13 protein-coding genes are annotated in these 13371 nt (G+C 43.8%); 7 read left to right on the plus strand and 6 right to left on the minus strand.

The annotated features are described in order from the left end of the window. Nucleotides 1–5 precede the first annotated feature (5 nt). Entirely contained in the window at nucleotides 6–437 is a 432-nt protein-coding gene (locus ABN764_RS19900; RefSeq protein ID WP_446672858.1) for a nucleotide-binding protein, read from the minus strand. Nucleotides 438–615: 178 nt separating this feature from the next. On the opposite strand from ABN764_RS19900, the gene ABN764_RS19905 reads away from it, so the two are divergent. Next, a complete protein-coding gene (locus tag ABN764_RS19905) occupies nucleotides 616–1071 on the plus strand; it encodes a transposase (RefSeq protein WP_446672859.1) in 456 nt (151 codons plus the stop codon). A gap of 180 nt (nucleotides 1072–1251) precedes the next feature. Here ABN764_RS19905 and ABN764_RS19910 read toward each other — a convergent pair whose 3' ends face one another. Next, nucleotides 1252–2139 (minus strand): Abi family protein, encoded by an 888-nt coding sequence (locus tag ABN764_RS19910; RefSeq protein ID WP_446672860.1) that lies wholly within the window; start codon nucleotides 2137–2139, stop codon nucleotides 1252–1254. Between the two features lie 285 nt (nucleotides 2140–2424). Between ABN764_RS19910 and ABN764_RS19915 the strand changes: the two genes are divergently transcribed. The 5 genes from ABN764_RS19915 (at nucleotide 2425) to ABN764_RS19935 (ending at nucleotide 9004) form a co-directional block, all read left to right on the plus strand. Next, entirely contained in the window at nucleotides 2425–3444 is a 1020-nt protein-coding gene (locus ABN764_RS19915; protein WP_021255468.1) for an ABC transporter substrate-binding protein, read from the plus strand. A gap of 103 nt (nucleotides 3445–3547) precedes the next feature. Continuing rightward, entirely contained in the window at nucleotides 3548–4654 is a 1107-nt protein-coding gene (locus ABN764_RS19920; protein WP_065292493.1) for an ABC transporter ATP-binding protein, read from the plus strand. Continuing rightward, the gene (locus ABN764_RS19925) at nucleotides 4651–6306 is read left to right on the plus strand and encodes an ABC transporter permease (RefSeq protein WP_021261118.1); all 1656 of its coding nucleotides are present in this window, start codon (nucleotides 4651–4653) and stop codon (nucleotides 6304–6306) included. The genes ABN764_RS19920 and ABN764_RS19925 overlap by 4 nt, the downstream gene beginning before the upstream one ends. A gap of 216 nt (nucleotides 6307–6522) precedes the next feature. Then, nucleotides 6523–8238 carry a sensor histidine kinase gene (locus ABN764_RS19930; RefSeq protein WP_446672861.1) on the plus strand — a complete coding sequence of 572 codons (1716 nt, stop codon included), beginning with the start codon at nucleotides 6523–6525 and terminating at the stop codon, nucleotides 8236–8238. Next, on the plus strand, nucleotides 8216–9004 hold the full coding sequence (locus ABN764_RS19935; protein WP_065292491.1) for a response regulator transcription factor: 789 nt from the start codon (nucleotides 8216–8218) through the stop codon (nucleotides 9002–9004). Before ABN764_RS19930 ends, ABN764_RS19935 begins: the two co-directional genes overlap by 23 nt. A 566-nt stretch (nucleotides 9005–9570) precedes the next feature. On the opposite strand, the gene ABN764_RS19940 is transcribed toward ABN764_RS19935, so the two are convergent. The 3 genes from ABN764_RS19940 to ABN764_RS19950 all read right to left on the minus strand — a co-directional run bounded on the left by ABN764_RS19940 (nucleotide 9571) and on the right by ABN764_RS19950 (nucleotide 11657). Then, a complete protein-coding gene (locus tag ABN764_RS19940) occupies nucleotides 9571–9837 on the minus strand; it encodes a type II toxin-antitoxin system Phd/YefM family antitoxin (RefSeq protein ID WP_065292489.1) in 267 nt (88 codons plus the stop codon). Between the two features lie 262 nt (nucleotides 9838–10099). Beyond that, complete coding sequence (locus ABN764_RS19945; protein WP_446672862.1) at nucleotides 10100–10273, minus strand: DUF3934 family protein; 174 nt, start codon at nucleotides 10271–10273, stop codon at nucleotides 10100–10102. 172 nt (nucleotides 10274–10445) lie between these two features. Continuing rightward, nucleotides 10446–11657, minus strand: a complete 1212-nt coding sequence (locus ABN764_RS19950) for a copper amine oxidase N-terminal domain-containing protein (RefSeq protein WP_446672863.1) — start codon at nucleotides 11655–11657, stop codon at nucleotides 10446–10448. 204 nt (nucleotides 11658–11861) lie between these two features. On the opposite strand from ABN764_RS19950, the gene ABN764_RS19955 reads away from it, so the two are divergent. Further along, nucleotides 11862–12293, plus strand: a complete 432-nt coding sequence (locus ABN764_RS19955) for a VOC family protein (protein WP_446672864.1) — start codon at nucleotides 11862–11864, stop codon at nucleotides 12291–12293. A gap of 97 nt (nucleotides 12294–12390) precedes the next feature. Here the strand turns inward: ABN764_RS19955 and ahlS are convergent, their stop codons facing one another. Next, nucleotides 12391–13239 (minus strand): AhlS family quorum-quenching N-acyl homoserine lactonase, encoded by an 849-nt coding sequence (gene ahlS, locus ABN764_RS19960; protein WP_446672865.1) that lies wholly within the window; start codon nucleotides 13237–13239, stop codon nucleotides 12391–12393. Between the last annotated feature and the right edge of the window lie 132 nt (nucleotides 13240–13371).

Genomic DNA, 13371 nt, shown 5'->3' on the forward strand with positions numbered 1-13371 from the left:
TTACTTTATTTTCGCTTATTTATAAATCTTAACCACTCTAAGATTTCGTTTTCGGCTCGATACTCTTTATCTAAATCACAATAAATCAACCCTTGGAGGTCTGACGCAACATGTGAATTTCCTCTTCTGCAAATGATGGTTCTCTCTTTTCCCAAAGCTGCTACAAAAATACCGTACTCGATTAGCACATTAGCTCTAGGCTGTAATACCCAGTCATTCCTATACCAAATCGGATCATCTTCGTTAAAAATCAATATCGCTGCCTCTACTCTCTTGCTGATTTCTATCAAACTATCCAGCATATAGTTTCCCAGTGGAAATACCCCTGCCTTGTTCCACGCATATGGAGTTTTCCCTTCAGATTCGATGAGTATTGCTATTTTCCTCAGATCGTTTAACGATTCGGCAGAACTCGAACTGCCAAGAAAAATCTCCATTTAGTTGCGACTCCTCTCGGTTCAAATCAAACAAAAGAAATTATTTCCATATTACAAGATCCAAATCTATTTGCCTAGCCCTGATAGATCTCTGTAATATCCATTGGTAGGTAATAGTTGCTACTAAGTTAAAAAGATGATACATTATCAAAAACACTTGCAAGGAGGATAAATTTGGGTGAGTCCATTAGAGAATGTACAAATAGCTTTGAATAATTGTGTAGAGCTAGACGAAAAAGGTTTGAAAGAACTTCAAAAGATATTGTGCCTCAAACTTGAATCCATAAAAAGAACATTAAAGTCTAGTTCTAGAAAGTCTCAATCTGCTCACCCCGATTGCCCCAATTGTTCTTCTAGTAATATAAAAGCCCATACCAAAAATCCCGTACCACGTTTTTTTTGCATAGATTGCACAACAACTTTCACTAAAAATAGACAACCACTCTTCTATAGAAGAAAAAACCGTAACAAGATTATTGATCTTATCGTCGCAATTTATACAACTGATAAAAGTATTACTAATATCATTGAACAGCTCGGAATATCCAAAAAAACTTATTACGAGTGGAGGAAGCAAATCTTATTACTGTTCCCCCAATTGCGAGATAAATTCGAAAATAGACGCAAAAAGTAGCTAACCTTTGGTTCTGACCTACATTTAGCTATTAAAATAAGTTACCATAACTATTTTTCTTACTTTTATCTAATCACGTTTTACTACTACTCCATTTTTTACACAAACATCCTTAAGGAACAAAAAAAGGGCTATCACAAGTTTTTCAACTTGCAATAAACCCTAAATTGTAACAACTATTTATTCATGCTTGCTTCCTAACCTATCATACAAGTAACTTTTCCATTGCTCAGGAAATCCCAATAACCGAATATCGACTTCATCATAATTTTCTATAATAGATTCTAATTCTGCAACCCATGAGTTCCATGTTTGATCTTCTTTTATTAAATATTTCATGTTGAAGATTATCGCATATAGTTGATTATCTCTAATCTCAAATCCTTTATCCCTTTTTCTGAACTTCACATTAACCGGTAGTTTCTGATTAAATAGCCTACTATAGTGGGCACAACGATTTCTCACTATTGTAAGGGTATGCAACCAGTTTGTTATTTCATCGAAATGAACATTATAATACCTTGAGATTTCCTTTTTGTCTTTGCTTTTGAGATTCTTATATAGTTTTGAAAGCCAACTGAAGGTCAATACCTCTACCGCAACCCAAATAGGGAACTTTCCAGAATATTTTGATATATGATGCAACACAAAAGGATCCTTGGATTTTGAAATGCATCGATCAAGTTCGTTATTAAGTTCTCTGTACCAATCAGGATCCCAGAATATTGACTCTGATTTATGCCCCTCTGAGCCGTACTTATGAGCAATCGTATATGCAATATGTGTTCGAAATGATATTTCTACATACTCAACCATTTTCATTACATGTTGCCTAAGACGAGCATCAAACTCATAGTGTCTATATATTGTATCAAAAGTTATACTTGGGAAGAATTTATCATTTTCTTTAAGGGTTAAGGCGTATGCGGAAAATCTATAGTAGTTTATACGTCTTAAAACAGCGATGGCTTTGGTTTCATCGGGGACAATAAGTCCGCGTGAACGTAGTAAGTCAAGTTGTTCTTCATATGTAGTAGGGGGCTTCAACTCTATAACAGAAGTGTCCATTAAATTTTCACCCAGATAAAAATAATGTCCGGCCCACTTTACGCTTCCAACGGAGAGGCGCGGACCGGATCTGTTACTTTCATATTATGGTAATTGCATAATGTTGTCAATCATATTTTTCGAATCACACATGTAAAGACAATCTCCTTATTTTAAAAACATATCCCAAAAAATTCACTTGCGAATTTTAGACAATGTTTGCGGATTGTAGGATTTGTAAGCGGTACCATACTTGCTACAATAGACACACAACGCAATGAACATTGCTCAAGGGGGAATAAACAAATGAAAAGGCTTTCTTTGATGCTAGCGGCTTGCATGATGTTTGTCGGAGTGTTAAGCGGTTGTGGCGGCAGTGAATCGGATTCGGGTTCATCCAATAAATTGGTCATTTACAGTCCGAACAGCGAAGAAATCATCAAGACGATCATCCCAATGTTTGAAAAGAAAACAGGCATTACGGTTGAGCTCGTAACAGCTGGTACAGGGGAAATTGTTAAGCGTTTACAGTCTGAAAAGAAAAATCCTTACGCGGACGTTATGTTCGGCGGCTCCATGGCGGGCTACCGCGAGCATGCTGACCTGTATGAGCCTTACGTATCTCCAGAAGATGCAAACTTGATTGAAGGCCATCGCAATAAGACAGGCTTCGCAACTCCGTTTGTATCAGACGGCAGCGTGCTGCTCGTGAACAAGAACCTGATCGGCGATATCAAAATTGAGGGTTATGAAGATTTGCTTAATCCGAAGCTGAAAGGCAAAATTGCATCCGCTGACCCGGCAAGCTCCAGCTCCGCCTTCGCTCAGCTTACGAACATGCTGAAAGCTATGGGCGGCGACTATGAAAATCAAAAGGGCTGGGATTATGTCAGCAAGCTGATCGAGAACCTCGACGGCAAAATTGCAAGCGGCTCTGGTGCGGTTCATAAGAGTGTCGCAGACGGCGAGTACATCGTTGGATTAACATACGAAGATCCTTCTAGCACATATGTCAGAAACGGTGCACCGGTAGAAGTCGTGTATCCGAAGGAAGGAGCAGTATTCTTGGATGCAGCATCCGCCATTATTAAAGACGCACCTCATATGGAAAATGCGAAGAAGTTCATCGACTTCATCCTGTCCAAGGAAGCGCAAGATGCATTCGGCACGCAATTGACGAACCGTCCGCTTCGCAAAGATACACAGCTCGGCGACTACATGACGCCACTCGACAAGATCAACATGATTGACGAAGATACAGACTACGTAAGTGCACATAAATCCGAAATCGTAGAGCGTTACATCTCTGTATTCACAAGCAAATAATCGGTTTTCAGAATCAAAATATGCGTGTCAAAAAGTCCGGTTCTCAGCACCACTTTTGATTATCGGACTTTTTGACTACCTATAAAAAGGTTAGGTGACAACAATGAGCGTAACAATAAAAATAAAAGACCTAGTCAAGAAATATGGCGATACGACCGTCATCCCAGAGTTGTCCTTGGAAATCAAGAAAGGTGAATTCTTCACTCTTCTCGGTCCTTCCGGGTGCGGCAAAACGACACTTCTGCGCATGATTGCTGGCTTCAACAGCATTGAAGGCGGAACAATCAACTTCAACGAGCGCGTTATTAATCAGGTTGAGCCAGGCAAGCGGAATATCGGTATGGTGTTCCAGAGCTATGCCATCTTCCCTCACCTTACCGTTAAGGGAAATATTGCGTTCGGTCTAGAGAACCGTAAGCTGTCCAAGGCCGAAATCAACGACAAAGTAGAAGATATCCTCAAGGTCGTGCAAATTGAGCAATATAAAGATCGCATGCCGAAGAACCTGTCCGGTGGCCAACAGCAGCGCGTCGCGCTTGCCCGTGCAATCGTCATCCACCCAGATGTACTGCTCATGGACGAACCGTTGTCCAACCTTGATGCGAAGCTCCGTGTCGATATGCGGAACGCGATTAAGGAAATTCAACGCGAAGTCGGCATTACAACGGTGTATGTAACACACGATCAGGAAGAGGCTATGGCTGTATCCGATCGCATCGCCGTTATGAAGTCAGGCGTCATTCAGCATTTGGGCACACCGCAAGAAATCTACCAACGCCCAGCCAACGTATTCGTTGCTACCTTTATCGGCCGCACGAACATTATCGAAGGCAGCTTAACGCGTCAGGGCGACAGCTATAAGGTGAACTTCGGTTCCGGCTATGCTGAGGAGCTTCCTAACATTCAGCTTCCGGCTTCAGCGAAGCAAAATGAATTGAATGTCAAAATCTCGGTTCGCCCAGAGGAATTCGTCATTACTGAGGATCAGACGGGAATGAAGGCAACCATCGTGCACAGCGTCTTTTTGGGACAGAACACGCATTACTTCGTCGATCTGGAATCCGGTCAGCGTGTGGAAATTACACAGGAATCGAAGACAACACAGATTCTTGATCCTGGGCAAGTCGTTCATTTGAAGGTGAAAAAGGAAAAAATCAATGTATACGATGCTGCAGGTGAATTGAACTATACAAGGGGCGGTCAACTATGAGGGGGACGCGCAAACGATTTGACGTCTGGACTAACATTTCGTTCCTGATATTTGGTTTCTATCTTTTGTTCCTAGCCTTGCCTTTATTTACGATGCTGTTCAAAAGCTTTTTCAACGGTACAACAGGCGATTTCTCACTCGCCTACTTCGTGAAGTTTTTCAGCAAGCCGTATTACACCAATGCACTATTCAACAGTATTAAAGTTACCGTCAGCGTAACCGCCCTTGCGGCGCTCATTGCAACACCACTAGCCTATATAATGGCTACCGTTAAGATTAAAGGGGACTCAACGATTCGGATTTTGATTCTGCTCTCGTCCATGTCGGCCCCGTTCATCGGAGCTTACTCTTGGATTCTCCTGCTCGGAAGAAACGGCGTCATTACCAAATTCGTCAGCAATACATTTGGCTTCCAAATGCCTGACATATATGGCTTTACCGGTATATTAGTTGTCTTGACCCTGCAAATGGTGCCTCTTATCTTCATGTACGTATCCGGGGCACTCAAAAATGTGGACCAATCGCTTATGGAAGCAGCAGAGAGCATGGGCTATAAGGGCATCAACAAGATGCGAAAGGTACTGCTCCCGCTCATCACACCGACCCTGCTCGCAGGCGGGCTGCTCGTATTCATGCGCGCGCTGGCCGACTTCGGTACGCCGATGCTGATCGGTGAAGGCTACAAGACCGTTCCTGTCCTGATCTTTACCGAGTTCATCAGTGAAGTCGGTGGCGACGACGGCTTTGCTGCCGCAATCAGTGTCATCGTTGTATTGTTCGCAACGGCAGTCTTCCTGATGCAGAAGTTCATCGCCAACCGCAAGTCCATCACAATGAGTGCTTTGCATCCACTTGAAGCGAAGAAGAAGAAAGGCATCGGCAACATCGCGGCGCATGCTGTCATCTATCTGTATACGTTAATCGCGCTATTGCCGCAATTGTACGTCATCTATACTTCATTCCTGAAATCGAACGGCCGCGTCTTCGTTGATGGCTTCTCACTACAAAGCTATCAAAATGCTTTCAGTAGCATCGGCGGTGTCATTACGAACACGTTCATCCTGGCTATCGTGTCGCTCGTCATCATTATCCTGCTTGCGATTCTGATTGCTTACGTAACCGTTCGCAGAAAGAATGCATTAACGAACACAATCGATATTTTCACGATGTTTCCTTACATCGTTCCTGGTTCTATCTTAGGTATCGCCTTGTTGATTACGTTCAACGATAAGCCGCTGGCACTAAGCGGAACAGCATTCATTATGATTATCTCGTTCGTCATCCGGCGTTTGCCTTATACGATTCGTTCCAGTGCAGCCATTTTGCATCAAATTAACGGCGGTATTGAGGAAGCCGCAATCAGCTTGGGCGCTTCTCAGATGAAGACATTCTTCAAGATTACACTGCCGATGATGCTCGCGGGCGTTGTCTCTGGTGCAATTCTAAGCTGGATCACAATCATTACTGAATTAAGTACCTCGATCATCTTGTATACAGGCAAGACGAAGACCGTTACGGTTGCTATTTATACCGAAGTTATTCGCGGCAACTATGGCGTGGCAGCAGCACTATCTACAATCCTAACCGTCATCACAGTCATATCGCTGCTCGTCTTCCTGAAGTTGTCCGGACAAAAAGAAGTCTCCCTATAAGAGAACGTTCAAAAAGTCCAACTTTGATCACGAAGTTACACAGGAAGTAACTCGGTACTGAAAACCAAACTTCTTGAACAACATATTTGAATGCTTCATCCACACCAAGTCGGTACCTCATCTGGAGGGCCGGCTTGGTTGTATTTGGATGATCTTCTTTCAACAGCGAACCAGTATAATATGGAATGAAAGGGCTTACCGACACTGGAGGGAGACATGGAACAGAAGAAGATACGCACCTTCAAGGAGTCAACCCGTCACTTATTTCAGCTGTATGCGGTGATTCCATTTTTGATTTTGATCGTGCTGTTTTTCATCTTTACGATCATTAATGGAAGGATGAATTTGACCCAAAAAACGACGGAGGCCGCCGAGTCGATCAGTAAATCTATGGCGGAGGTGTTTCAACAGTATCACGAGGAAATCAACCGGATGGCTATCTCACCTGCCGTGACGAAATATGTGACTACACGCTTAGGCAGCGACAAGGTGTATTCCGAATTCTATGACTTCAATAATCGGCAAAAGGTGAAGAGCATCTTCCATATCGTCGACACGGACGGCATCTTCCGAGCCAGCTCCGATTCGCCGGATGCACTCTACAACAGCTTCGCCTTCGGCAATCTCATCAACCGGATTGAACAGAAATCCGGCAACACGCTGACTGAAATGAACAGCTTCCGCTATTCCCATGATCGCGACACAAGCTACACGTTCGGCAAAGCGATCGTCAAGGGCAAGCAGACGATTGGCTATATCATCTACCAGCTCTACGAATCTGACATGCAGAAGCTCATTTTCGAACAAAACAATGAGATTGCGATGATCACGGACGAGCATAACACGATCATTGCCACTACCAGCAATGTCACCAAGGGCGTATTGAACAAATTCAGTCCTAAGCTGGACAAGCAAGGGCATGTTCTGTTGAACGACGGTACGTACTACATGTATACCAAGCGCATACCAGGCACACCGATTCAAGTGGTCACGCTCAATTCCTACAAGTCAGAGCAATACACCTACTACACGGTGTCTATCTTTATTCTCGCTGCCAGCCTGCTGCTGTGGGTTATCATTCATTTCCTATCGAACAAAATGTCTGCCCGCAATTCCGAATCGGTCGATAAATTAATTCTAGCCTTGGCCCAACTTCGCGAAGGGAATTTCAACGGCTATGTCGATATTCACACGAATGATGAGTTCGAGATACTCGGCGATGAGTACAATGTGATGCTGGACCGGTTGAAGGAATTGATGATGAAAAATAAAGAGCTGTCCGAGCTGCGCACGATTATCGAGGTCAAGCAGCTGCAATCGCAGTTCCATCCGCATTTCATTTTCAACGTATTGGAGACGCTGCGATACGCCATTAAGATAGACGCCAATCAAGCGCAGCAAATCGTTATGCTGCTGTCGAGACTGCTGCGATACAGCATCGGCAATGATCGGAGCGTCCAACTGAAAGACGACATGAATTATGTACGGGATTATTTGAAGCTGCAGCAAATCCGGTTCAATGAGCGGTTGGAATACCGCATTACCGTCGAAGAGGAAACCAATCATGTATACGTACCTAAGCTGCTGCTGCAGCCAATCATTGAAAACGCTATCAAGTATGGTTACCAAAATCAAAGCAATGTGCTTATCGAAATCCGCATCTACCCTTCTGACGGGAAGCTGATGCTGGAGGTATGCGACAACGGACAAGGCATGGACGCGGAGACACTGCTGAAGGTGAACCGAATCCTGCACAGCCAAAACAATACGACACAGCATATCGGGCTCTACAATGTTCACCGCCGCTTAGTGCTGCTCTACGGCGAGGAATCCGGCATTCACATCGACAGCAAACAAGGGACTGGCACTTGTATAACACTAACAATTCCTTATGAATGGAGTGAAGAGGATGTTCAAGGTTCTGCTAGTTGAAGACGAAGATATGATACGCAGAGGCATACGTTTCAGCATTGATTGGCTTCAATATGACTGCATCGTGATGGAAGAAGCGCTGAACGGACAGGACGGTTATGAGAAAATTTGCGAGCTGAAGCCGGATATCGTCATCACGGATATCAACATGCCCATTATGGACGGCATCTCCATGATTCGCGAGGGTTTGCAGCAGCATACGTTCAGCAGCATTATTATTTCCGGCTATAATGAGTTCCATCTTGCCAAGCAGGCACTGCAATTGGGGGTAACCGAGTTCCTCGTGAAGCCGCTGGAGGATGATCAATTGATCGCCGCCCTAGAATCGGCCAAGACGAAGGTCGATTTGCAGCGCAAATATGAGGTCATTTCGAATCATCCGCAAGAAACCGAAGAGATACTGAACAGCAAATTTATGGAGAAAGAAACGAAGACTTCGAAGTATGTATCGCAAATGATCGCGTACGTGCAGGAGAATTATGCGAAAAAAATCAGCATCCACGATCTCGTGGAGCAGCTCGACTTGAGTGCTTACTACTTGAATCAGAAATTCAAAGCTGAGACGAGCTATACGTTCAACGAGTTCCTGAACCGCTATCGCATCCAAAAGTCGATCGACCTGCTGAAATCAGGCGACAACAAAGTTTACAACATTGCTCACGATATCGGCTTCAGCGACTACAAGTACTTCATCAGCATTTTCAAAAAGTACGCCCACGTCACGCCGAGCCAGTACCAAGAATATTTTGCGGACAAGAATGCTTAGTATTACGATTGCAAGAGTGATAATCTTGTTCCATGTTTTCATCCATTATGCAATAAACACCTCTTCTAGCCGACGCGGATTCTTTGGCATTAGCCATTCCAGGCAAAGGAGGTGTTTTTTTGTTTTTTATTTAATAGCTACTACGGTTATGAATTGGAGAATATTACAATTATCTTGTGGGAGGTGATATTTCCACTACACATATGTTCACTGAAGTTATTCTTCCCTATCTTCACTGCCACATAGATTTGAATATACATAAGTAATGTGTGATGCCTATCCTATGTATTCGTAAATAGTTTTTGATAATCACGCTTTCCATATAGGACTCTACGGATTTCAACAATATCGTTAAGAATGACATAAAAATAAGATATTGATCAACTATCAACATCCGATGCTCATCATTTAATTTTTCGGGTTACTATATCTATTAAATTTAATTGGGCTCGTCTCAAGTAACGTATTTTAATTCTGGGTTCCACGTCATCAACCCCCTTATCTATGACTACATGAATTAAAAAAACCGGAGCATCATGATCTCCGGTTATACGTTAGAAGTTAGATTATTCGCTTATTTTCTTCCTTAGTTCATTCATCACTTCTGCGTGGCTATATCGTACGTTGGAATTAGCCGCTTCGAGCTCAGCCTCTTTTAATTTTTGAAAAACCATATTGTCTTGTTGTAAATGTTCATACTGCTCGATGCTCATTACAACCATGTCACCATACCCGTTTTTGGTAAGGAAAACAGGCTCACTGCTCTCGTGGACGATCTTAGATATTTCAGCGAAATGATTTCGTAAATCGGAAACAGGTCTAATGTGCGGCATAAAGCCACCTCCTCATTATCGAAATATTATCATAATTATGATATCCTCACAACTAACACAACGATACCCCATAATTCAATAATCCACCGTAGCCCATCTGTTGAAATCATAAACAGTAAAGCGACATCGTTTGCATAGCGTGTCAATTTATTAGGGGCGGCCTACAGCTCCATTTCACCATCTCCATGGCTTCACTGATCATTGAATAGAATGATGTCCGTGGGATCCCCGAACTTTTCGAATTTTACACTCTTATCCGTTATTATTTGCTGGTGCTCTTTGCGCCATCCGACTGTGGCCCATTCGCTTTTTTAGTACCTTTGCTTTTGTAAGGTTTTGGTTTGTTTTTGGCTCTCCGTTCACTAGCTTGCCATCTAGTCCAGCCCTTTTTGTCCGTTCCTCTACCTGTTCCGCCTTTACCCTTAGCTTTGCTCATATAATCACTCCATGATTGTTTGTATATAGAGTTCCCTGTACCTGGGTGGTTTTAATCCTTAATTTGCGACCTAAGAGCTAACTATATCAAAGCTAAGCATTAGAATCAAAGTTCTCTTGCCATTGAAATATATGGAAGTGATACGTAATAATAACCCTGTCAAAGCTAGTTCTTATTTCATAGCCTGCCAACTTTTAAAATCATGAACAGCAAATCCAGCATAGCTCATATAGCGTGTTAATTGGTTATGGGCGGCTTGCAGCTCCTTTTCCATCGTTTCGCTGCTCATGGAGTAGAATGATGTCCGTGGACCCTCCGAACTTTTTACTGTCTCCACGGCAATGACAATTTGCTTTTTAAGCGTGGAGGCTTCTCTCAGCATCGCCTGCGCATTTTCCACAATCCCGTTTTTACCTACCGCATGATTGCGATAATTCATGATCACCAGGCAATCGAATTTTTCCAAAAGCCATGCGCTCATGCTGTAATCCGTCCCCGGCACTTTGATCGTATTCAGCCAATATGGAACGTCCATCGTAATTTTAAGATCGTTCTCCTTGGTTTCCTTCTCGATCAGTCGCAAGTTGTCCATCCAGCCTTCCAATAGCACCTTATTGTCTTTCTTCCATTCGCTTAAGCGGTAAGGTTCAATATCGAAATGTAGTCCCGCAAACCTTGCCTCCGCTTCGACGGACGCATTGTAGGCGTTGACCCAAGCAATGAATTTTTTTATTTTATCCTGGTTTTTCTTATAAGCCCATTCGGGTCGTCCCTCTAGTGCCTCTACTTGAATCCCCTGTTCCTTGGCGCTGCGAACAAAGCTTCCATAGATCGCCGGGGCCATATCGGTATTAATTTGAAGGTAGATGGTAGTCACATTGCGCTCTTTAGCAAAGCTTATCGCCTTGTCTGAATCCTTTACGATCACTTGGCTGTCCCATATCCATGTCCCCTTCGGCACATTGCTGACAGCCGTCATGATGCTGACCTGATTCTGCTTCGGCTGCCATTCCACTTGAGCATGAAAGGCCTCGCTAATGAAGCGCAGCGGAACCATGGTGCGTCCATTTTTGACCAAAGCACCCCCACCGAATGTTACGGTTTCCCCGTTTACAATGGCATGATTTTCTCCAAGCCCCAGCGCGATCGTATCATTTTTATAGGTAAATAAGATCTGGTTCTGCGGCCTGTTCCACTTCACGGTTGCGCCAAGCTTCTCGGATACGAATTTGGCAGGGACCATCGTAAGGTTGGTGGCAGCGTCCACATAAGGGAGTTCGTCAGGGAAGGCTACTTCCTTCCCATCCACCTCGACTCGAAGTGAAGAAGCATAGACGTTAGGGATATTGAATCCAACACTCATACCTATACATATAACTGTCATGTACAAAAGCAATCTCTTCATATGATATATTACCTCGGCTTTTCTCTTTGATAGTTCTGACATACAAGGAGATTATAAAGTGCAGAGTAATTGGCAACAAGACCCATTTCTGTATGGTGCATATCACCTAAGGTCCTAGGATTGAAGTTGAATTTGTGATTGGGATACAATGAGGAATCTATTACCTTGCTAGGAGGCGTACATATGGTACCGCAACGAGTAAGTCTTCTCACAATTGGCGCATATCATTTGCCTTCCCTGAGAGCCTTCTATCAGCGGTTAGGATGGGCAGAAACGGACATAAGTTCGGATGAATATTCCATATTCAAGACGGCAGGGGTCATTCTCTCGCTGTATCCAATTGAGAAGCTGGCGGAAGATGCAGGGGTTGAAGTGCCTAAGGAGACAAATGTGTTCCGTGGAGTCACGTTCGCTATCAATGTCGATGCCCCTGAACATGTCGATTTCACCATTGAGCAAATTAGACTTGCAGGCGCACGCATTCTCCGCGAACCGAGCGATGCCTTCTGGGGAGGAAGAATTGCTTACTTCGCAGATCCGGAGAACAACTATTGGGAAGTCGCTTGGAATCCAGATTCCGTCTTCGATGAGCGAGGGACAATGCTTTCTTTTTAAATCGGTATAGAGTGAGGAGTTCATCACAAGATGAACTCCCTTTTTACTATCGTTCAAGAAGGGATGATGTCAGTTGTCATTTGAATGGAATACCTTCTTATTCGTAGAATCCTTCAGTAGATTTGCGAAGTCCCTTGAATTGATTGGCATCGTGTCCGAACCATACTTGGGATTTCGTTCGCTCGGCTAGTGTACGGATTCGCTCGACCGTATTCCGGTATCCAACCGAGTCATACAGATTGCCTGGCGGTCTCACCGGTGGACCATAGCTCTCCGCCGTATAAATGGTATCGGAAGCGAGGATGATCCCTCCCGTTTCCGGCATGTCGATCTGTAAGCCCAACATGCCCCAAGCATGCCCGCTTCCGAAGTTCAGCAGCGTAATGCCTTCGACTAGCTCCAATTGATCCTCTGCCCGCTTGATCGTTTTCCACTGTAGGTTATTCTTGATCCAGGCATCGATGTCGGCCCATATGTAGCCCCCTTCTTTTTCGTTGCGGGCATACGTTTGCAGAGCTCCGTTCAGTTCGTCCTCGTGAACGATAATGGTCGCGTTCGTAAACAATTCCAGGCATCCTGCATGATCCAAATGCAAATGAGAAGCCACGACATACTTGATATCCTGAGGAGATACGTTCAACTGTTCCAGTCGATTATGCAGATAACATTCCTCACTGGCTTTCCACGGAAAGAGCATTTGTATCGATTCAGCCCACCGGCCCTCCTTACCCATTCCGTTCGGATTGCAAGCCGTATCGAATAAAATCTTGCCTTCTGGATGATCAATTAACACCGTATAGACAGGAAATTCCACAAATTCGGTCGCCGCATTCGGATTCAGAACCGTAGCCGGATTATGCATGGCGAGCAACCAGTTCTTATCCATGCTCATGCGGCCATTATCCATCACATACAGCTTTGGACGAGCCTTGATCACATTTGTCATCTTCATTTCCTCCCATTAAACAGCTAAGTTTTCACCTACATGTGTTTCATTCGAAGTCCCTATTACTTTATGACTAAGAATGACGCCTATTCCGTTGATATAGACATACAATAATATATTTTATAAACTAAA

Origin of the sequence: Paenibacillus wuxiensis, assembly GCF_040195695.1 — a bacterium.
GTDB classification, from domain to species: domain Bacteria; phylum Bacillota; class Bacilli; order Paenibacillales; family Paenibacillaceae; genus Paenibacillus_B; species Paenibacillus_B suaedae.

What these genes read in the sequence shown, in the direction of transcription:
- ABN764_RS19900 (WP_446672858.1), bottom strand. Translation starts at nt 437, where the DNA reads ATGGAGATTTTTCTTGGCAGTTCGAGTTCTGCCGAATCGTTAAACGAT.
- ABN764_RS19915 (WP_021255468.1), top strand. Translation starts at nt 2,425, where the DNA reads ATGAAAAGGCTTTCTTTGATGCTAGCGGCTTGCATGATGTTTGTCGGA.
- ABN764_RS19955 (WP_446672864.1), top strand. Translation starts at nt 11,862, where the DNA reads ATGGTACCGCAACGAGTAAGTCTTCTCACAATTGGCGCATATCATTTG.
- ABN764_RS19940 (WP_065292489.1), bottom strand. Translation starts at nt 9,837, where the DNA reads ATGCCGCACATTAGACCTGTTTCCGATTTACGAAATCATTTCGCTGAA.
- ABN764_RS19930 (WP_446672861.1), top strand. Translation starts at nt 6,523, where the DNA reads ATGGAACAGAAGAAGATACGCACCTTCAAGGAGTCAACCCGTCACTTA.
- ABN764_RS19950 (WP_446672863.1), bottom strand. Translation starts at nt 11,657, where the DNA reads ATGACAGTTATATGTATAGGTATGAGTGTTGGATTCAATATCCCTAAC.
- ABN764_RS19910 (WP_446672860.1), bottom strand. Translation starts at nt 2,139, where the DNA reads ATGGACACTTCTGTTATAGAGTTGAAGCCCCCTACTACATATGAAGAA.
- ABN764_RS19925 (WP_021261118.1), top strand. Translation starts at nt 4,651, where the DNA reads ATGAGGGGGACGCGCAAACGATTTGACGTCTGGACTAACATTTCGTTC.
- ABN764_RS19920 (WP_065292493.1), top strand. Translation starts at nt 3,548, where the DNA reads ATGAGCGTAACAATAAAAATAAAAGACCTAGTCAAGAAATATGGCGAT.
- ABN764_RS19945 (WP_446672862.1), bottom strand. Translation starts at nt 10,273, where the DNA reads ATGAGCAAAGCTAAGGGTAAAGGCGGAACAGGTAGAGGAACGGACAAA.
- ahlS (WP_446672865.1), bottom strand. Translation starts at nt 13,239, where the DNA reads ATGACAAATGTGATCAAGGCTCGTCCAAAGCTGTATGTGATGGATAAT.
- ABN764_RS19935 (WP_065292491.1), top strand. Translation starts at nt 8,216, where the DNA reads ATGTTCAAGGTTCTGCTAGTTGAAGACGAAGATATGATACGCAGAGGC.